Source organism: Bradyrhizobium sp. MI1.4, from assembly GCF_055811315.1.
Map to the genome: position 1 here is coordinate 37,414 of NZ_JBVVPP010000050.1, position 16,338 is coordinate 53,751.

28 protein-coding genes are annotated in these 16,338 nt (G+C 62.8%); all 28 read left to right on the forward strand.

Features of this window, described 5'->3' with window-relative positions:
- Positions 1 to 15: 15 nt before the first annotated feature.
- Positions 16 to 1,206 (forward strand): elongation factor Tu, encoded by a 1,191-nt coding sequence (gene tuf / locus AC0L23_RS32545; RefSeq protein ID WP_018456453.1) that lies wholly within the window; start codon positions 16 to 18, stop codon positions 1,204 to 1,206.
- Between the two features lie 82 nt (positions 1,207 to 1,288).
- Positions 1,289 to 1,597: a 30S ribosomal protein S10 gene (gene rpsJ, locus AC0L23_RS32550; RefSeq protein ID WP_002712302.1), complete on the forward strand. Its 309-nt coding sequence runs from the start codon at positions 1,289 to 1,291 to the stop codon at positions 1,595 to 1,597.
- Between the two features lie 53 nt (positions 1,598 to 1,650).
- Positions 1,651 to 2,364 (forward strand): 50S ribosomal protein L3, encoded by a 714-nt coding sequence (gene rplC / locus AC0L23_RS32555; protein WP_007603016.1) that lies wholly within the window; start codon positions 1,651 to 1,653, stop codon positions 2,362 to 2,364.
- Position 2,365: 1 nt separating this feature from the next.
- A complete protein-coding gene (gene rplD, locus AC0L23_RS32560) occupies positions 2,366 to 2,986 on the forward strand; it encodes a 50S ribosomal protein L4 (protein WP_007603018.1) in 621 nt (206 codons plus the stop codon).
- Positions 2,983 to 3,285, forward strand: coding sequence for a 50S ribosomal protein L23 (locus tag AC0L23_RS32565; protein ID WP_007603019.1), 303 nt, complete (start codon positions 2,983 to 2,985; stop codon positions 3,283 to 3,285). Before rplD ends, AC0L23_RS32565 begins: the two co-directional genes overlap by 4 nt.
- A gap of 12 nt (positions 3,286 to 3,297) precedes the next feature.
- Positions 3,298 to 4,131, forward strand: a complete 834-nt coding sequence (rplB, locus tag AC0L23_RS32570) for a 50S ribosomal protein L2 (RefSeq protein ID WP_007611609.1) — start codon at positions 3,298 to 3,300, stop codon at positions 4,129 to 4,131.
- Between the two features lie 12 nt (positions 4,132 to 4,143).
- A complete protein-coding gene (gene rpsS, locus AC0L23_RS32575) occupies positions 4,144 to 4,422 on the forward strand; it encodes a 30S ribosomal protein S19 (protein ID WP_007603021.1) in 279 nt (92 codons plus the stop codon).
- Between the two features lie 10 nt (positions 4,423 to 4,432).
- A complete protein-coding gene (gene rplV, locus AC0L23_RS32580; RefSeq protein ID WP_007603022.1) occupies positions 4,433 to 4,819 on the forward strand; it encodes a 50S ribosomal protein L22 in 387 nt (128 codons plus the stop codon).
- An 18-nt stretch (positions 4,820 to 4,837) separates the two neighbouring features.
- Positions 4,838 to 5,563, forward strand: a complete 726-nt coding sequence (gene rpsC / locus AC0L23_RS32585; protein WP_007603023.1) for a 30S ribosomal protein S3 — start codon at positions 4,838 to 4,840, stop codon at positions 5,561 to 5,563.
- 32 nt (positions 5,564 to 5,595) lie between these two features.
- Positions 5,596 to 6,009 (forward strand): 50S ribosomal protein L16, encoded by a 414-nt coding sequence (gene rplP / locus AC0L23_RS32590; RefSeq protein WP_007603024.1) that lies wholly within the window; start codon positions 5,596 to 5,598, stop codon positions 6,007 to 6,009.
- Positions 6,010 to 6,014: 5 nt separating this feature from the next.
- A complete protein-coding gene (gene rpmC, locus AC0L23_RS32595; protein WP_007603026.1) occupies positions 6,015 to 6,221 on the forward strand; it encodes a 50S ribosomal protein L29 in 207 nt (68 codons plus the stop codon).
- A gap of 13 nt (positions 6,222 to 6,234) precedes the next feature.
- Complete coding sequence (gene rpsQ, locus AC0L23_RS32600) at positions 6,235 to 6,483, forward strand: 30S ribosomal protein S17 (RefSeq protein WP_007603028.1); 249 nt, start codon at positions 6,235 to 6,237, stop codon at positions 6,481 to 6,483.
- A gap of 83 nt (positions 6,484 to 6,566) precedes the next feature.
- The gene (gene rplN / locus AC0L23_RS32605) at positions 6,567 to 6,935 is read left to right on the forward strand and encodes a 50S ribosomal protein L14 (RefSeq protein WP_007603030.1); all 369 of its coding nucleotides are present in this window, start codon (positions 6,567 to 6,569) and stop codon (positions 6,933 to 6,935) included.
- Positions 6,935 to 7,249 carry a 50S ribosomal protein L24 gene (gene rplX, locus AC0L23_RS32610; RefSeq protein WP_007603031.1) on the forward strand — a complete coding sequence of 105 codons (315 nt, stop codon included), beginning with the start codon at positions 6,935 to 6,937 and terminating at the stop codon, positions 7,247 to 7,249. The genes rplN and rplX overlap by 1 nt, the downstream gene beginning before the upstream one ends.
- Positions 7,242 to 7,799 carry a 50S ribosomal protein L5 gene (rplE, locus tag AC0L23_RS32615; RefSeq protein ID WP_007603032.1) on the forward strand — a complete coding sequence of 186 codons (558 nt, stop codon included), beginning with the start codon at positions 7,242 to 7,244 and terminating at the stop codon, positions 7,797 to 7,799. Before rplX ends, rplE begins: the two co-directional genes overlap by 8 nt.
- A 46-nt stretch (positions 7,800 to 7,845) precedes the next feature.
- Positions 7,846 to 8,151 (forward strand): 30S ribosomal protein S14, encoded by a 306-nt coding sequence (gene rpsN, locus AC0L23_RS32620; protein WP_007611604.1) that lies wholly within the window; start codon positions 7,846 to 7,848, stop codon positions 8,149 to 8,151.
- Positions 8,152 to 8,165: 14 nt separating this feature from the next.
- Positions 8,166 to 8,564, forward strand: a complete 399-nt coding sequence (gene rpsH, locus AC0L23_RS32625; protein ID WP_007603034.1) for a 30S ribosomal protein S8 — start codon at positions 8,166 to 8,168, stop codon at positions 8,562 to 8,564.
- Positions 8,565 to 8,580: 16 nt separating this feature from the next.
- Positions 8,581 to 9,114 carry a 50S ribosomal protein L6 gene (gene rplF / locus AC0L23_RS32630; protein ID WP_007603035.1) on the forward strand — a complete coding sequence of 178 codons (534 nt, stop codon included), beginning with the start codon at positions 8,581 to 8,583 and terminating at the stop codon, positions 9,112 to 9,114.
- A gap of 11 nt (positions 9,115 to 9,125) precedes the next feature.
- A complete protein-coding gene (rplR, locus tag AC0L23_RS32635; protein WP_007603036.1) occupies positions 9,126 to 9,488 on the forward strand; it encodes a 50S ribosomal protein L18 in 363 nt (120 codons plus the stop codon).
- A 47-nt stretch (positions 9,489 to 9,535) separates the two neighbouring features.
- A complete protein-coding gene (gene rpsE / locus AC0L23_RS32640; RefSeq protein WP_007603037.1) occupies positions 9,536 to 10,123 on the forward strand; it encodes a 30S ribosomal protein S5 in 588 nt (195 codons plus the stop codon).
- A gap of 25 nt (positions 10,124 to 10,148) precedes the next feature.
- Positions 10,149 to 10,355 (forward strand): 50S ribosomal protein L30, encoded by a 207-nt coding sequence (gene rpmD, locus AC0L23_RS32645; protein WP_018456457.1) that lies wholly within the window; start codon positions 10,149 to 10,151, stop codon positions 10,353 to 10,355.
- A 72-nt stretch (positions 10,356 to 10,427) separates the two neighbouring features.
- Positions 10,428 to 10,913, forward strand: a complete 486-nt coding sequence (rplO, locus tag AC0L23_RS32650) for a 50S ribosomal protein L15 (protein ID WP_473357931.1) — start codon at positions 10,428 to 10,430, stop codon at positions 10,911 to 10,913.
- A gap of 152 nt (positions 10,914 to 11,065) precedes the next feature.
- On the forward strand, positions 11,066 to 12,397 hold the full coding sequence (secY, locus tag AC0L23_RS32655; RefSeq protein WP_007611601.1) for a preprotein translocase subunit SecY: 1,332 nt from the start codon (positions 11,066 to 11,068) through the stop codon (positions 12,395 to 12,397).
- Between the two features lie 274 nt (positions 12,398 to 12,671).
- The gene (locus AC0L23_RS32660; protein WP_473357932.1) at positions 12,672 to 13,553 is read left to right on the forward strand and encodes an adenylate kinase; all 882 of its coding nucleotides are present in this window, start codon (positions 12,672 to 12,674) and stop codon (positions 13,551 to 13,553) included.
- A 187-nt stretch (positions 13,554 to 13,740) separates the two neighbouring features.
- Positions 13,741 to 14,109: a 30S ribosomal protein S13 gene (gene rpsM, locus AC0L23_RS32665; protein ID WP_018456460.1), complete on the forward strand. Its 369-nt coding sequence runs from the start codon at positions 13,741 to 13,743 to the stop codon at positions 14,107 to 14,109.
- Positions 14,110 to 14,231: 122 nt separating this feature from the next.
- The gene (rpsK, locus tag AC0L23_RS32670; protein ID WP_007603045.1) at positions 14,232 to 14,621 is read left to right on the forward strand and encodes a 30S ribosomal protein S11; all 390 of its coding nucleotides are present in this window, start codon (positions 14,232 to 14,234) and stop codon (positions 14,619 to 14,621) included.
- A 111-nt stretch (positions 14,622 to 14,732) separates the two neighbouring features.
- Positions 14,733 to 15,764, forward strand: a complete 1,032-nt coding sequence (locus AC0L23_RS32675; protein ID WP_007603046.1) for a DNA-directed RNA polymerase subunit alpha — start codon at positions 14,733 to 14,735, stop codon at positions 15,762 to 15,764.
- Between the two features lie 120 nt (positions 15,765 to 15,884).
- Positions 15,885 to 16,301, forward strand: coding sequence for a 50S ribosomal protein L17 (gene rplQ / locus AC0L23_RS32680; protein WP_018456461.1), 417 nt, complete (start codon positions 15,885 to 15,887; stop codon positions 16,299 to 16,301).
- Positions 16,302 to 16,338: the final 37 nt, after the last annotated feature.

The following is a 16,338-nucleotide window of genomic DNA, read 5'->3' on the forward strand; positions in this document are numbered from 1 at the left end:
TGAACGGAGAGTCAAATGGCCAAAGCAAAGTTTGAACGTAACAAGCCGCACTGCAACATCGGCACCATCGGTCACGTCGACCATGGCAAGACGTCGCTGACCGCGGCGATCACCAAGGTCCTCGCCGAAGCCGGCGGCGCGACGTTCACCGCGTACGACCAGATCGACAAGGCGCCGGAAGAGAAGGCGCGCGGCATCACGATCTCGACGGCGCACGTCGAATACGAGACCAAGAACCGCCACTACGCGCACGTCGACTGCCCCGGCCACGCCGACTACGTGAAGAACATGATCACCGGCGCCGCCCAGATGGACGGTGCGATCCTGGTCGTGTCGGCCGCCGACGGTCCGATGCCGCAGACCCGCGAGCACATCCTGCTCGCCCGCCAGGTCGGCGTTCCCGCGCTCGTCGTGTTCCTCAACAAGTGCGACATGGTCGACGATCCGGAACTGCTCGAGCTCGTCGAGCTCGAGGTCCGCGAGCTGCTCTCGAAGTACGAATTCCCGGGCGACACCATCCCGATCATCAAGGGCTCGGCGCTTGCCGCCCTCGAAGATTCCGATAAGACGCTCGGCCATGACGCCATCCTCGAGCTGATGAAGCAGGTCGACGCTTACATTCCGCAGCCGGAGCGTCCGGTCGATCTGCCGTTCCTGATGCCGGTTGAAGACGTGTTCTCGATCTCGGGCCGCGGCACCGTCGTGACCGGCCGTGTCGAGCGCGGTATCGTCAAGGTCGGCGAGGAAATCGAGATCGTCGGTCTGCGCGCCACGCAGAAGACCACGGTCACCGGTGTCGAAATGTTCCGCAAGCTGCTCGATCAAGGCCAGGCCGGCGACAACATCGGTGCGCTGCTTCGCGGTACCAAGCGCGAGGACGTCGAGCGCGGCCAGGTGCTGTGCAAGCCGGGTTCGGTCAAGCCGCACACCAAGTTCAAGGCTGAGGCCTACATCCTCACCAAGGAAGAGGGCGGCCGCCACACTCCCTTCTTCACCAACTACCGTCCGCAGTTCTACTTCCGCACCACCGACGTGACCGGTGTCGTGCATCTGCCGGAAGGCACCGAGATGGTGATGCCGGGCGACAACATCGCGATGGAAGTGCACCTGATCGTGCCGATCGCGATGGAAGAGAAGCTCCGCTTCGCGATCCGCGAAGGTGGCCGCACCGTCGGCGCCGGCGTCGTCGCCTCGATCATCGAGTAATTACGAGAATAGGGATCGGCGAATAGCGAATGTGACATTCGCTATTCGCTATTCGCCACCCCATTGAAGAAAGACCACGGCAATGAACGGCCAAAACATTCGCATCCGTCTCAAGGCGTTCGACCATCGTATCCTCGATACGTCGACCCGCGAGATCGTGAACACGGCGAAGCGCACCGGCGCGCAGGTCCGCGGACCCATTCCGCTGCCCACCCGCATCGAGAAGTTCACCGTCAACCGTTCGCCGCACGTCGACAAGAAGAGCCGCGAGCAGTTCGAGATGCGCACTCACAAGCGCCTGCTCGACATCGTCGATCCGACCCCGCAGACCGTCGATGCTTTGATGAAGCTCGACTTGGCCGCCGGTGTCGACGTCGAGATCAAGCTCTAAGATTTTTGGATCACGTTCGCCACTAGCGGACAGAAAGAACAGGAAGCACGCCGATGCGCTCCGGAGTGATCGCACAAAAGGTCGGGATGACGCGGGTCTTTACAGAGGCCGGCGAACATATCCCCGTGACCGTGCTGAAGCTCGGCAATTGCCAGGTCGTAGGCCACCGCACCGAAGAGAAAAACGGTTATGTCGCGCTCCAGCTTGGTTCTGGCAGCCGCAAGACCGTGTACATGCCCAAGGCGGAGCGCGGCCAGTTCGCGGTCGCCAAGGTCGAGCCGAAGCGGCAGGTCGAGGAATTCCGCGTCTCCGCGGATCAGATGATCCCCGTCGGTGCAGAGATCCTGGCCGACCACTTTGTCGTCGGTCAGTTCGTCGACGTCACCGGTACTTCGGTCGGTAAGGGTTTTGCCGGCGGTATGAAGCGCTGGAACTTCGGCGGTCTGCGCGCCACTCACGGCGTCTCGGTCTCGCACCGTTCGATCGGTTCGACCGGTGGCCGTCAGGACCCGGGCAAGACCTGGAAGAACAAGAAGATGCCCGGTCACATGGGCGTCGACCGCATCACCACGCTCAACCTTCGGGTCGTCCAGCTCGATGTCGAACGCGGTCTGATCCTCGTCGAAGGCGCCGTTCCCGGCTCCAAGGGCGGCTGGATCCGCGTGCGCGACGCCGTCAAGAAGCCGCTGCCTAAGGAAGCTCCGAAGCCCGGCAAGTTCAAGGTTGCTGGCGAAGCGGACGCTGCTCCGGCTGCGCAGGAGGCGTGAGATGGAATTGAAGGTCACGACCCTTGAAGGTAAGGAAGCCGGCTCGGTCCAGCTTTCCGACACCATTTTCGGCCTCGAGCCGCGCCAGGACATCATTGCACGTTGCGTGCAGTGGCAACTCAACAAGCGCCAGGCCGGTACGCACAAGGCCAAGGGCCGCGCCGAGATCTGGCGCACCGGCAAGAAGATGTACAAGCAGAAGGGTACCGGTGGTGCTCGTCACGGCTCGGCCCGGGTGCCGCAGTTCCGCGGCGGTGGCCGTGCCTTCGGTCCGGTGGTGCGTTCGCACGCCACCGACCTGCCGAAGAAGGTCCGTGCGCTCGCCCTCAAGCATGCGCTCTCGGCCAAGGCCAAGGACGGCGATCTCATCGTGATCGACAAGGCCGCCCTGGAAGCTGCCAAGACCAAGGCGCTGCTCGGTCATTTCTCCGGTCTGGGTTTGACCAACGCGCTGATCATCGACGGCGCCGAGCTCAACAACGGCTTCGCCGCTGCGGCCCGCAACATCCCGAACATGGACGTGCTGCCGATCCAGGGCATCAACGTCTATGACATCCTGCGCCGTCGGAAGCTTGTTCTGACCAAGGCCGCCATCGATGCGCTGGAGGCGCGCTTCAAATGACGAAGAACATCGAGCCTCGCCACTACGACGTGATCCTGTCGCCGGTCGTGACCGAAAAGGCCACGATCGCCTCGGAGCACAACAAGGTGCTGTTCAAGGTGGCCGCGAAGGCGACCAAGCCGCAGATCAAGGAAGCGATCGAGAAGCTGTTCGACGTCAAGGTCAAGAGTGTCAACACGCTGGTCCGCAAGGGCAAGACCAAGATCTTCCGCGGCAATCTCGGCTCGCAGTCGAACTCCAAGCGCGCGATCGTGACTCTCGAAGAGGGTCACCGGATCGACGTGACCACCGGTCTGTAAGGTCGTACGACGATGGCACTGAAGACATTCAATCCCACGACGCCGGGCCAGCGCCAGCTGGTCATGGTCGATCGTTCGGCCCTCTACAAGGGCAAGCCGGTCAAGGCGCTCACCGAAGGCAAGCACTCCTCCGGCGGCCGTAACAACACCGGTCGCATCACCGTGCGCTTCCGCGGCGGTGGTCATAAGCGAACGTTGCGTACCGTCGATTTCAAGCGCGACAAGGTCGATGCGCCCGCGACGGTCGAGCGGCTGGAGTACGATCCGAACCGCACCGCATTCATCGCGTTGGTCAAGTACGAAGACGGCACCCAGGCCTATATCCTGGCGCCGCAGCGTTTGGCCGTCGGTGATTCCGTCGTCGCCGGCAACTATGTCGACGTGAAGCCGGGCAATGTCATGCCGCTCGGCAACATGCCGGTCGGCACGATCATCCACAACATCGAGGTCAAGATCGGGAAGGGCGGCCAGCTCGCCCGTTCCGCGGGCACCTATGCCCAGCTCGTCGGTCGCGACCAGGACTACGTGATCATCCGCCTGAACTCGGGCGAACAGCGCCTGGTGCACGGCCGTTGCCGCGGCACGATCGGCGCGGTGTCGAACCCGGATCACATGAACACGTCGATCGGCAAGGCCGGCCGCAACCGTTGGCTGGGCCGCAAGCCGCACAACCGCGGCGTTTCGATGAACCCGATCGACCATCCGCACGGCGGTGGTGAAGGTCGTACCTCGGGCGGCCGCCACCCGGTTACTCCGTGGGGCAAGCCGACCAAGGGCAAGAAGACCCGCTCCAACAAGTCGACCAACAAATTCATTCTCCTAAGCCGCCACAAGCGGAAGAAGTAAGGAACGCCGGACATGGTTCGTTCAGTCTGGAAAGGCCCGTTCGTCGAGGGTTCTCTGCTCAAGAAGGCAGATGCCGCGCGCTCGTCCGGCCGTCACGACGTCATCAAGATCTGGAGCCGTCGCTCGACGATCCTGCCGCAATTCGTCGGCCTGACCTTCGGCGTCTACAACGGTCAGAAGCACGTGCCGGTGGCCGTCAACGAGGAAATGGTCGGTCACAAGTTCGGCGAGTTCTCGCCGACCCGCACCTTCCATGGCCACTCCGGGGACAAGAAAGCCAAGAAGGCTTGAGGATTAAACGATGAGCAAACCTAAGCGCGAACGGAGCCTCGCCGAGAACGAGGCCAAGGCGGTCGCCCGGATGCTGCGGGTGAGCCCGCAGAAGCTCAACCTGGTCGCCCAGCTCATTCGCGGCCGGAAGGCGGCTGCTGCGCTCGCCGACCTGCAGTTTTCGCGCAAGCGGATCGCGGTTGACGTGAAGAAGTGCCTGGAATCGGCTATTGCCAACGCCGAGAACAACCACGACCTCGACGTCGACGATCTCGTCGTGGCGCAGGCCTTCGTCGGCAACGGCCTCGTGATGAAGCGCTTTGCCGCCCGCGGCCGTGGCCGTTCGGGCCGTGTCTACAAACCATTTTCACAGCTGACGATCATCGTTCGTCAGGTCGAAGCCGCAGCAGCGGCTTAAGGGACGCAGGAGAACACGATGGGTCAAAAGATCAATCCGATCGGTCTGCGTCTCGGCATCAACCGGACCTGGGATTCCCGCTGGTACGCCGGCAAGCAGGAATACGGCAAGCTGCTGCACGAGGACGTCAAGATTCGTGAGATCCTGCACAAGGAGCTCAAGCAGGCAGCCGTTGCCCGCATCGTGATCGAGCGTCCGCACAAGAAGTGCCGCGTCACCATCCACTCGGCTCGTCCGGGCGTGGTGATCGGCAAGAAGGGCGCCGACATCGACAAGCTGCGCAAGAAGGTCGCGGACATCACGGCGTCCGACGTGGTCATCAACATCGTCGAAATCCGCAAGCCGGAGCTCGATGCGACGCTGGTGGCCGAGTCGATCGCGCAGCAGCTGGAGCGCCGCGTGGCGTTCCGCCGCGCCATGAAGCGCGCCGTGCAGTCAGCGATGCGTCTCGGTGCGGAAGGCATCCGCATCAACTGCTCGGGACGTCTGGGCGGCGCGGAAATCGCGCGCATGGAGTGGTACCGCGAAGGTCGCGTGCCGCTGCACACGCTGCGCGCAGACATCGACTACGGGGTTGCGACCGCGTTCACGACCTTCGGCACCTGCGGTGTCAAGGTCTGGATCTTCAAGGGCGAGATCCTCGAGCACGATCCGATGGCCCAGGACAAGAGAATGGCCGAAGGTGAGACTGGTGGCGGCGGCGATCGCGGCGGCCGGCAGCGCCGGGACAACGCTGCAGCCTGACGCCAGCACAGAGAATTTGAGGGCTTGAAGCCATGATGCAACCTAAGAAAACGAAGTTCCGGAAGGCGCATAAGGGCCGTATCCACGGCGTTGCGTCTTCGGGCGCGACGTTGGCGTTCGGCCAGTTCGGTCTGAAGGCGACCGAGCCTGAGCGCGTCACCGCGCGCCAGATCGAAGCCGCTCGCCGCGCGCTGACCCGCCACATGAAGCGCGCCGGCCGCGTCTGGATCCGCATATTCCCCGACGTTCCCGTGTCGAAGAAGCCTGCCGAAGTCCGCATGGGTTCCGGCAAGGGCGCGCCGGAATTGTGGGTCGCGCGCGTCAAGCCGGGCCGGGTGCTGTTCGAGATCGACGGCGTCAACACCCAGACGGCGCGTGAAGCGCTGACCCTGGCGGCAGCCAAGCTGCCGATCAAGACGCGCTTCGTCGAGCGCATTGCGGAGTAATGGCCATGGCCCAGATGAAAATCGAAGACATCCGCGCGTTGAGCCCCGATCAGCAGGACGACGCCATCCTGAACCTGAAGAAGGAGCGCTTCAACCTGCGCTTCCAGCGCGCCACCGGGCAGCTCGAGAACACCTCGCGCCTGCGCGAAGCCCGCCGTGACATCGCCCGGATCAAGACCGTCGCCGCGCAGACGCGCGCGAAGAAGAAGTAAGAGGCTTACGAAGATGCCGAAACGTACTTTGCAGGGCGTGGTCGTCAGCGACAAGCAAGCCAAGACCATCGTGGTGCGCGTCGATCGCCGCTTTACGCACCCGATCTACAAGAAGACGATCCGCCGTTCGAAGAACTACCACGCGCACGACGAGAGCAACGAGTTCAAGCCGGGCGACATGGTGTGGATCGAGGAATCGAAGCCGATTTCGAAGTTGAAGCGCTGGGTCGTGATCCGGGGCGAACACAAGAAAAGCGCCTGATCTGTTGGCTTTAGCCGACTGACTTCAGGTTAATGTTGAGCGCCGGCTGGGCTGGCGCAAAGAGAAGAGGACGAGGTGCATCAATGATTCAGATGCAGACCAACCTCGACGTGGCCGATAATTCTGGCGCACGCCGTGTCATGTGTATCAAGGTGCTCGGGGGCTCCAAGCGCCGCTACGCCACGATCGGCGACATCATCGTTGTCTCGATCAAGGAAGCTATTCCGCGCGGCAAGGTGAAGAAGGGCGACGTGATGAAGGCCGTCGTGGTGCGCGTCCGCAAGGACATTCGCCGCGCCGACGGTTCGGTCATCCGCTTCGACCGCAACGCCGCCGTTCTGATCAACAATCAGTCCGAGCCGGTCGGTACCCGTATCTTCGGGCCCGTGCCGCGCGAGCTGCGCGCCAAGAACCACATGAAGATCATCTCGCTCGCGCCGGAGGTGCTGTGATGGCTGCGAAGATCCGCAAGGGCGACAAGGTCGTCGTGCTGACCGGCCGCGACAAAGGCCGCACCGGCGAGGTGTTCGAAGTGCGTCCCGACGCCGGTACGGCGCTGGTGCGCGGCATCAACATGGTCAAGCGTCACCAGAAGCAGACGCAGGCCCAGGAGGGCGGCATCATCTCGAAAGAGTCGCCGATCCAACTGTCCAACATCGCGTATGTCGGCAAGGACGGGAAGCCGACCCGCGTCGGATTCAAGATTCTGGCGGACGGCAAGAAGGTCCGCATCGCCAAGAGCTCGGGAGCTGAGATCGATGGCTGAGGCCGCTTACACACCGCGCCTGCGCGCGGAATACGACGCGAAGATCCGGACGGAAATGACCGAGAAGTTCGGTTATGAGAACGTCATGCAGGTTCCGCGCCTGGACAAGGTCGTGCTGAACATGGGCGTTGGCGATTCCGTCAACGACCGCAAGAAGGCCGAGAACGCCGCTGCGGAATTGACCCAGATCGCCGGCCAGAAGGCGATCGTGACCTATTCGCGGATCGCGATCGCGACCTTCAAGTTGCGTGAGAACCAGCCGATCGGCTGCAAGGTCACGCTGCGCAAGGCCCGTATGTACGAGTTCATCGATCGTCTGGTGACGGTCGCGCTGCCCCGCGTCCGCGACTTCCGCGGCTTGAACCCGAAGAGCTTCGATGGCCGCGGCAACTACTCGCTCGGCCTCAAGGAACACATCATTTTCCCCGAGATCGACTTCGACAAGGTCACGGAATCCCGCGGTATGGACATCACCGTCTGCACCACGGCCAAGACCGACGACGAGGCGAGGGCCTTGTTGACCGCATTCAATTTCCCGTTCCGGCAGTGAGACGCTGACCTAAAGCCTCTCAAACGCGGATACCCAGGAGCCAAGCATGGCAAAGAAGAGTTCAATCGAGAAGAACAACCGGCGCAAGCGGATGACGAAGAACGCCGCCCCGAAGCGCGAGCGGTTGAAGGCGATCATCGCCGACAAGACGTTGCCGATGGAGGAGCGGTTCGCTGCGACCCTGAAGCTGGCGGAAATGCCGCGCAACTCGTCGGCGACCCGCATCCGTCTGCGTTGCGAGCTGTCGGGCCGTTCGCGCTCGAACTATCGCTTGACCAAACTGTCCCGCATCGCAATGCGGGACCTTGGCTCCAAGGGCATGGTCCCGGGCCTCGTGAAGTCCAGCTGGTAAGGAGGGTCGTTTAGATGTCTACGCACGATCCAATCAGCGATCTGATCACCCGCATCCGTAACGCGCAGATGCGCTCCAAGAACAAGGTCTCCACGCCTGGCTCGAAGATGCGCGAGAACGTGCTCGAGGTGCTGAAGAGCGAAGGCTACATCCGCGGTTACGCGACGCTCGAGCATTCCTCGGGCCGCAGCGAGATCGAGATCGAGCTGAAGTATTTCGACGGCGAGCCCGTTATCCGTGAGATCGAGCGTGTCTCCAAGCCCGGACGTCGCGTGTACGCCTCGGTGAAGAACCTGCCGCGGGTCAATAACGGACTCGGCATTTCGGTGTTGTCGACGCCGAAGGGAATCATGGCTGACCACAGTGCGCGTGAAGCGAACGTGGGCGGCGAAGTTCTCTTCACGGTGTTCTGAGAAGGATTTTTGATCCATGTCACGTGTTGGCAAAAGACCGGTAGCGGTGCCGTCGGGTGTGACCGCGACCGTCGACGGGCAGACCGTCAAGATGAAGGGGCCGAAGGGCCAGCTTCAGTTCGTCGTCCATAACGACGTCGAGGTGAAGCTCGACAACGGCCAGGTCAAGGTGAACCCGCGGGTCGAGACCAACCGCGCGCGGGCCCTGTACGGGACCGCTCGCGCCCAGGTCGCGAATCTGGTCGAGGGTGTCACCAAGGGTTTCGAGAAGAAGCTCGAAATCACCGGCGTCGGTTACCGCGCCGCGCTGCAGGGCAAGAACCTGCAGCTCGCGCTCGGCTACAGCCACGATGTGGTCTACGCGATCCCGGAGGGGATCACGATCACCGTGCCGAAGCCGACCGAGATCACGGTGACCGGCAGCGACATTCAGCGCGTCGGCCAGGTCGCCGCCGAGATTCGCTCCTATCGTCCGCCGGAGCCCTACAAGGGCAAGGGCGTGAAGTATGTTGGCGAATTCATCTTCCGCAAGGAAGGCAAGAAGAAGTAACGGAGCCGGTCATGTCGAAAGCCAAGGTTACGAATGCCCGGCGCAAGCGCAGTGTACGACTGAAGCTGCGCCGCTCGGGTGGCGGCCGTCCGCGCCTGTCGGTGTTCCGCTCGTCCAAGCACATCTACGCCCAGGTCATCGACGACCTGAAGGGCGAGACGCTGGCCTCTGCCTCGTCGCTCGAGAAGTCGATGCGCGATGGCGGCAAGACCGGCGCCGACATCGATGCGGCGAAGGCGGTCGGCAAGCTGCTGGCCGAGCGCGCCGCCGAGAAGGGTGTCAAGGAAGTCGTGTTCGATCGCGGCAGCTATCTCTATCACGGGCGCGTCAAGGCTCTTGCCGACGCGGCGCGTGAAAGCGGGCTGAGCTTCTAACAGAATTTGAGGATTGAGGCGTAAGCCTCTGAAGGACTGGAAAAACCATGGCAGAACGCGAACAACGTGGTGGACGCGATCAACGCGGCGGCGGACGTGAACGCAGGGAAGAGCGCGACAGCGAGTTCGTTGACAAGCTCGTCCACATCAATCGCGTCGCCAAGGTCGTCAAGGGCGGCAAGCGCTTCGGTTTCGCAGCGCTGGTCGTGATCGGCGACCAGAAGGGCCGCGCCGGCTTCGGTCACGGCAAGGCGCGCGAAGTGCCCGAGGCGATCCGCAAGGCAACCGAATCCGCCAAGCGCAACCTGACCCGCGTGTCGTTGCGCGAGGGCCGCACGCTGCATCACGACATCGCCGGCCGTCATGGCGCGGGCCGTGTTTACCTGCGCGCAGCTCCGGCCGGTACCGGCATCATCGCCGGCGGTCCGATGCGCGCCGTGTTCGAGACGCTCGGCGTCCAGGACGTGGTTGCGAAGTCGATCGGCTCGTCGAACCCGTACAACATGGTTCGCGCGACCTTCGATGCGCTGAAGCATCAGGATTCGCCGCGCTCGGTCGCTGCCCGCCGCAACATCAAGGTGTCCACCCTCCAGTCCCGCCGCATCGGTGGTGACGCCGAGGCGGTTGCCGAATAACGGAAGCTTTTCGGAGTAGACGCCTATGGCCAAGAGTGCCGTTACGACCGCAAAGACGATCAAGCTCGAGCAGACCGGCAGCGCGATCCGCCGCCATCACTCGCAGCGTTCGACGCTGATCGGGCTCAAGCTCAACAAGATCGGCCGCATCAGCGAACTGCCGGACACCCCGGCGGTCCGCGGCATGATCTTGAAAGTTCACCATCTCGTTCGCATTGTCGACGAGAAGTAAGCAAAGGCGCACGATCCCGAAGCGGGACCCGTTTTCGGTGAAGGTCATGCGCAAGAAACAAGGAGCAGGGCGATGAAGCTCAGCGATATCGCCGACAATGCCGGCTCGCGCAAGAAGCGTATGCGCGTCGGCCGCGGCATTGGTTCGGGCAAGGGCAAGCAGGCCGGCCGCGGTGGCAAGGGCCAGACCGCGCGTTCGGGCGTGCGCATCAAGGGTTTCGAAGGCGGCCAGATGCCCTTGCATCGCCGTCTGCCCAAGCGCGGCTTCAACAACATCTTCCGCGTGGAGTTCGCCGAGATCAATCTCGACCGGCTCCAGGATGCGGTCGATGCCAAGAAGATCGACGCCGGCAGCGTCGTGAACGTCGAATCCCTGGTCAAGGCCGGCGTGCTGCGCCGCGCCAAGGGTGGCCTGCGGCTGCTCGGCCGCGGCGAGTTCAAGGCCAAGCTCAACATCGAAGTGCACGGCGCCTCGAAGACCGCGATCGCGGCAGTCGAGAAGGCCGGCGGCTCGGTGAAGATCCTCGCGCGTGCCAAGGAAGAAGGCGAGGCGGCGTAACAACTGCGTCATCGGCCCGCGGCTCGCGGGCCTTTACGCACGCGGGACGATGGACTTATCGAAGCCGTAGCCCCAGATAATGTCCGGTGTCCGGTATAATGTAGCCCGGCCGCGGGCATAACGGCGCAATAAGCGGCGGGAGAAAGTCCAAGATGGCCTCTGCAGCGGAACAACTGGCAGCCAATCTCAATTTCGGTGCGTTTGCCAAGGCCGACGAACTGAAGAAGCGCATCTGGTTCACCCTGGGCGCGCTGCTCGTTTATCGGCTCGGGACCTACATCCCGTTGCCCGGCATCGATCCCAACATCTGGGAGCAGGTGTTCCGCTCCCAGGCGGGCGGCATCCTCGGCATGTTCAATATGTTCGCTGGCGGCGGCATTCACCGCATGGCGATCTTTGCGCTGAACATCATGCCGTACATCTCCGCCTCCATCATCATCCAGCTCCTGACCACCGTCTCGCCGCAGCTCGAGGCGCTGAAGAAGGAAGGCGAGTCCGGCCGCAAGCTGCTGAACCAGTACACCCGTTATCTCACGGTGATCCTGGCCGCGTTCCAGTCCTACGGCATTGCGGTGGGCCTCGAAGGCGCTGGCAACGTCGTCAGCGACCCCGGCATGTTCTTCCGCCTGTCGACGGCGATCACGCTGACCGGCGGCACCATGTTCCTGATGTGGCTGGGCGAGCAGATCACGTCGCGCGGCATCGGCAACGGCATTTCCCTGATCATTCTCTCCGGCATCGTCGCCGAGCTGCCCGCGGCGCTCGCCAACATGCTCGAGCTCGGCCGTCAGGGTGCGATGTCGACCGGCCTGATTCTGGTCGTCATCATCATGGCGGTGGCCGTGATCGCCTTCATCGTGTTCGTGGAGCGCGCCCAGCGCCGGCTCTTGATCCAGTATCCGAAGCGCCAGGTCGGCAACAAGATGTTCGAGGGGCAGTCCTCGCATCTGCCGCTCAAGCTCAACACCTCGGGCGTGATCCCGCCGATCTTCGCGTCCTCGCTGCTGCTGCTGCCGACCACGGTCGCGAACTTCAACGCGGGCAGTGGGCCGGAATGGTTCCAGTGGATCAACACCCAGCTCGGCCACGGCCGTCCGCTGTTCCTGATCATGTATCTGGCGCTGATCGTGTTCTTCGCCTTCTTCTACACCGCGATCGTGTTCAATCCGACCGAGACCGCGGACAATCTGAAGAAGCACGGCGGCTTCATTCCGGGTATCCGCCCGGGCGAGCGTACCGCGGAATATATCGACTACGTGCTGTCGCGGATCACCGTGCTCGGCGCGGTCTATCTGGCGATCGTCTGCTTGATTCCGGAAATCCTGATCTCCTACGCCTCGGTGCCGTTCTACTTTGGCGGCACTTCGCTGCTGATCGTCGTCAGCGTCACCATGGACACGGTGGCGCAGGTGCAGGGCTATCTGCTGGCGCATCAGTACGAGGGCCTGATCCGGAAGTCGAAGCTGCGCGGCCGGCGCCGTTAAGCGCGGCGTCCTCTCAGGCGGCGCAATTGCGCCGCCGATTCGCCGCGCGAGTAACGCGCGGCGCCTGCGGGAGCGGCCAGCCATCGATCCGGTGGCATCGGCAGAGCCACTCGCACTGAAGCGCAATCACTGATCTCAAAGGCTTCTTGGCGTCCGGCCATTTGCTCCCCTATGATATGGGTAGCGGTGCGCCGCTGATTATGATTTGCACTGTAACTGGACTTCAAAACACAGGTGCGCGACGTATCGCGCACCAATCGGGGGGCGTACGCCGATGAGAATTATACTTCTGGGGCCGCCGGGATCGGGCAAGGGCACCCAGGCGCAGCTGCTGGTGCAGCGCTATGGCATCGTCCAACTCTCGACCGGCGAGATGTTGCGTGCGGCGGTGGCGGCCGGAACGCCGGTCGGTCTCAAGGCCAAGGAGATCATGGCCAGCGGCGGTCTTGTGCCCGACGATGTCGTGGTCGGAATCATCTCCGATCGGATCGATCAGCCGGATGCCAAAAACGGTTTCATCCTTGACGGTTTCCCGCGGACCGTGCCGCAGGCCGAGGCGCTGGATGAGCTGCTCAAGCACAAGCACCTCAAGCTCGATGCCGTGATCGAGCTCCGCGTCAACGAGAGCGCGCTCCTGAACCGCGTCGAGACTCGCGTCGCCCAGATGCGCGAGCGCGGGGAAGAGGTCCGACTCGACGACACCCCGGAGGTCCTGACCAAGCGACTCGCCAGCTACCGCAGCCAGACGGAACCGCTGATTCACTACTATTCCGAGCGGCGCAAGCTCTCGACCATCGACGGCATGATGGCCATCGACGAGGTCACCCGCGCCATCCATCGCCAGCTCCTGGCGCTCGGGGCGGTCGAGCCCAAGACGCATGGCAAGACGCATGCCCGGAGTGCCACAAAGGCGGCCCCGGCCAGAAAGGCCAAGGCGGCGAAGAAATCGGCCAAAAAGCCTGCGAAAGCGGCCAAAAAGGCCGCCAAATCCAGGAAAGCGGCCAAGAAGGCCACGAAGGCAGGCAAGAGAATCGTCAAGAAAGCCGCCAAGAAGGCGGGGAAGAAGAAGGCAGCCAAAAAGACCGTCAGGAAGGCTGTCAAGAAAGGTGCCAAAAAGGCCGCAAAAAAGGTCACGAAAAGGCGAGCTAAGCGCTAGCAGCGGTTGACGAAAGCCCCCTGAATCCCCTAATAAGCCCCGCATCCAAGTCGGATAGTTTCAAACGATGCCGGGCCCCAGGAAGACCAGGGGTGGGCGTCGTGTTCGCGTTTGTGAACACCTGCCCGAGAAACCAAGCACTTAAAGCCCGATTCCTGACGAGGGATTGGCGACAGGAGAGAAGGCCGTGGCCCGTATTGCCGGCGTGAACATCCCGACCAACAAGCGCGTGCTGATCGCGCTCCAGTACATCCATGGCATCGGTCAGAAGATCGCCGGTGAGATTCTGGAGAAGGTGAAGATCCCGGTGGATCGTCGCGTCAATCAGCTCAGCGACGCCGAAGTGCTCCAGATCCGCGAAGTGATCGACCGCGACTATATGGTCGAGGGCGATTTGCGTCGTGAGGTTGGCATCAACATCAAGCGTCTGATGGACCTCGGCTGCTATCGCGGCCTGCGCCATCGTCGCGGTCTGCCGGTGCGTGGCCAGCGTACCCACACCAACGCGCGTACGCGCAAGGGTCCGGCCAAGGCCATCGCCGGCAAGAAGAAGTAAGTTTTCGCATCCAATCACGGCGTGTGGCGACCCGGGGATGACCCGTTCGCCACGCGCCTTTCGTTCCACAGGTGTAGCCGCTGGCATTACGGCGGCGTTGAGATCTTCAGGAAAGGTAGTCTATGGGCAAGGAAGCCACCCGCGTTCGTCGTCGTGAGCGCAAGAACATCGCCTCCGGCGTCGCGCACGTGAACTCGTCGTTCAACAACACGACCATCACCATCACCGACGCGCAGGGCAACACGATTGCCTGGTCCTCCGCCGGCACGATGGGCTTCAAGGGCTCGCGCAAGTCGACCCCGTATGCCGCACAGGTTGCCGCCGAGGACGTGTCGAAGAAGGCGCAGGAGCACGGCATGCGCACGCTGGAAGTCGAAGTCGCCGGTCCCGGTTCGGGCCGCGAATCGGCGCTCCGGGCGCTGCAGGCCGCGGGCTTCACCGTCACCTCGATCCGCGACGTGACCACGATCCCGCACAACGGTTGCCGTCCCCGTAAGCGTCGGCGCGTTTGATACCAGATTGCGGGCGCATTGGCGCCCGCGATGATTTTTTGCAAAGCCGTGGAAATGATCTGCGGCCTTTCTCCAACGCCAGTGCCTGCAACAGCAGTCTGACTGGCCTGTATGGGTGAAACAGTGACGATCCAGAAAAATTGGCAAGAACTGATTCGGCCGAACAAGCTGCAGGTACAGCCCGGCAGCGATCCGACCCGTTTCGCGACCATCGTCGCCGAACCGCTCGAGCGCGGCTTCGGCCAGACGCTCGGCAACGCGCTACGCCGCATCCTGCTGTCCTCGCTCCAGGGCGCGGCAGTGCAGTCGGTGCACATCGACGGCGTGCTGCACGAGTTCTCCTCGATCGCGGGCGTCCGTGAGGACGTCACCGACATCGTGCTCAACATCAAGGACATCTCGATCAAGATGCAGGGCGAAGGCCCCAAGCGCATGGTCGTCAAGAAGTCCGGACCGGGCGTCGTCACCGCCGGCGACATCCAGACCGTGGGCGACGTCGTCGTGCTCAATCCCGACCTGCAGATCTGCACGCTCGATGAGGGCGCCGAGATCCGTATGGAGTTCACGGTCGCAACCGGCAAGGGCTACGTTCCCGCCGAGCGCAACCGCCCCGAGGACGCACCGATCGGCCTGATCCCGGTCGACAGCCTGTACTCGCCGGTCCGCAAGGTCTCCTACAAGGTCGAGAACACCCGCGAGGGCCAGATCCTCGACTACGACAAGCTGACCATGACGATCGAGACCAACGGCGCGCTGACGCCGGATGATTCCGTGGCCTACGCGGCGCGCATCCTGCAGGATCAGCTCAACGTGTTCGTCAACTTCGAAGAGCCGCGCAAGGAAGTCGCCCAGGAGATCATCCCGGACCTCGCCTTCAACCCGGCCTTCCTCAAGAAGGTGGACGAGCTCGAGCTGTCGGTGCGTTCGGCCAACTGCTTGAAGAACGACAACATCGTCTACATCGGCGACCTCGTGCAGAAGAGCGAAGCGGAAATGCTCCGCACCCCCAACTTCGGCCGCAAGTCGCTGAACGAAATCAAGGAAGTGCTGGCCCAGATGGGGCTGCACCTCGGCATGGAAGTGCCGGGCTGGCCGCCGGAGAACATCGACGAGCTCGCCAAGCGCTTCGAGGATCACTACTGATCCGAGCGACAACAGGCTGAGGCGCGAATTCATCGCGCCTCAGCGGGCGAACGCAGGCAGCCCACCTGAGCAACTGGTCCGACGAACCGTCGCGACGAATGAAATTCAAGGAATAGATAAATGCGTCACGGCAAGGTTCATCGCAAGCTCAACCGCACCGCCGAGCATCGCCGCGCGATGTTCGCCAACATGTGCGCCGCGCTGATCAAGCACGAGCAGATCGTCACCACGCTGCCGAAGGCGAAGGAATTGCGTCCGATCGTCGAGAAGCTGATTACCCTCGGCAAGAAGGGCGGGCTGGCCATGCGCCGTCAGGCCATCTCGGAGATGCGTGACAAGGATCAGGTCAGGAAGCTGTTCGACACGCTCGCGCCCCGCTACAAGGATCGCCAGGGTGGCTACACCCGCATCATCAAGGCCGGCTTCCGCTACGGCGACAACGCCCCGATGGCCGTGATCGAGTTTGTCGATCGTGATGTCGATGCCAAGGGCCTGGATTCCGGTCCGGTGCAGGAAAAGGAAGCCGAGGCGGCATAAGCCGACCGGCAGAGAGTTTTCAGAAAGCGGCGCCTTC

What these genes read in the sequence shown, in the direction of transcription:
- tuf (WP_018456453.1), top strand. Translation starts at nt 16, where the DNA reads ATGGCCAAAGCAAAGTTTGAACGTAACAAGCCGCACTGCAACATCGGC.
- rpsJ (WP_002712302.1), top strand. Translation starts at nt 1,289, where the DNA reads ATGAACGGCCAAAACATTCGCATCCGTCTCAAGGCGTTCGACCATCGT.
- rplC (WP_007603016.1), top strand. Translation starts at nt 1,651, where the DNA reads ATGCGCTCCGGAGTGATCGCACAAAAGGTCGGGATGACGCGGGTCTTT.
- rplD (WP_007603018.1), top strand. Translation starts at nt 2,366, where the DNA reads ATGGAATTGAAGGTCACGACCCTTGAAGGTAAGGAAGCCGGCTCGGTC.
- AC0L23_RS32565 (WP_007603019.1), top strand. Translation starts at nt 2,983, where the DNA reads ATGACGAAGAACATCGAGCCTCGCCACTACGACGTGATCCTGTCGCCG.
- rplB (WP_007611609.1), top strand. Translation starts at nt 3,298, where the DNA reads ATGGCACTGAAGACATTCAATCCCACGACGCCGGGCCAGCGCCAGCTG.
- rpsS (WP_007603021.1), top strand. Translation starts at nt 4,144, where the DNA reads ATGGTTCGTTCAGTCTGGAAAGGCCCGTTCGTCGAGGGTTCTCTGCTC.
- rplV (WP_007603022.1), top strand. Translation starts at nt 4,433, where the DNA reads ATGAGCAAACCTAAGCGCGAACGGAGCCTCGCCGAGAACGAGGCCAAG.
- rpsC (WP_007603023.1), top strand. Translation starts at nt 4,838, where the DNA reads ATGGGTCAAAAGATCAATCCGATCGGTCTGCGTCTCGGCATCAACCGG.
- rplP (WP_007603024.1), top strand. Translation starts at nt 5,596, where the DNA reads ATGATGCAACCTAAGAAAACGAAGTTCCGGAAGGCGCATAAGGGCCGT.
- rpmC (WP_007603026.1), top strand. Translation starts at nt 6,015, where the DNA reads ATGGCCCAGATGAAAATCGAAGACATCCGCGCGTTGAGCCCCGATCAG.
- rpsQ (WP_007603028.1), top strand. Translation starts at nt 6,235, where the DNA reads ATGCCGAAACGTACTTTGCAGGGCGTGGTCGTCAGCGACAAGCAAGCC.
- rplN (WP_007603030.1), top strand. Translation starts at nt 6,567, where the DNA reads ATGATTCAGATGCAGACCAACCTCGACGTGGCCGATAATTCTGGCGCA.
- rplX (WP_007603031.1), top strand. Translation starts at nt 6,935, where the DNA reads ATGGCTGCGAAGATCCGCAAGGGCGACAAGGTCGTCGTGCTGACCGGC.
- rplE (WP_007603032.1), top strand. Translation starts at nt 7,242, where the DNA reads ATGGCTGAGGCCGCTTACACACCGCGCCTGCGCGCGGAATACGACGCG.
- rpsN (WP_007611604.1), top strand. Translation starts at nt 7,846, where the DNA reads ATGGCAAAGAAGAGTTCAATCGAGAAGAACAACCGGCGCAAGCGGATG.
- rpsH (WP_007603034.1), top strand. Translation starts at nt 8,166, where the DNA reads ATGTCTACGCACGATCCAATCAGCGATCTGATCACCCGCATCCGTAAC.
- rplF (WP_007603035.1), top strand. Translation starts at nt 8,581, where the DNA reads ATGTCACGTGTTGGCAAAAGACCGGTAGCGGTGCCGTCGGGTGTGACC.
- rplR (WP_007603036.1), top strand. Translation starts at nt 9,126, where the DNA reads ATGTCGAAAGCCAAGGTTACGAATGCCCGGCGCAAGCGCAGTGTACGA.
- rpsE (WP_007603037.1), top strand. Translation starts at nt 9,536, where the DNA reads ATGGCAGAACGCGAACAACGTGGTGGACGCGATCAACGCGGCGGCGGA.
- rpmD (WP_018456457.1), top strand. Translation starts at nt 10,149, where the DNA reads ATGGCCAAGAGTGCCGTTACGACCGCAAAGACGATCAAGCTCGAGCAG.
- rplO (WP_473357931.1), top strand. Translation starts at nt 10,428, where the DNA reads ATGAAGCTCAGCGATATCGCCGACAATGCCGGCTCGCGCAAGAAGCGT.
- secY (WP_007611601.1), top strand. Translation starts at nt 11,066, where the DNA reads ATGGCCTCTGCAGCGGAACAACTGGCAGCCAATCTCAATTTCGGTGCG.
- AC0L23_RS32660 (WP_473357932.1), top strand. Translation starts at nt 12,672, where the DNA reads ATGAGAATTATACTTCTGGGGCCGCCGGGATCGGGCAAGGGCACCCAG.
- rpsK (WP_007603045.1), top strand. Translation starts at nt 14,232, where the DNA reads ATGGGCAAGGAAGCCACCCGCGTTCGTCGTCGTGAGCGCAAGAACATC.
- AC0L23_RS32675 (WP_007603046.1), top strand. Translation starts at nt 14,733, where the DNA reads ATGGGTGAAACAGTGACGATCCAGAAAAATTGGCAAGAACTGATTCGG.
- rplQ (WP_018456461.1), top strand. Translation starts at nt 15,885, where the DNA reads ATGCGTCACGGCAAGGTTCATCGCAAGCTCAACCGCACCGCCGAGCAT.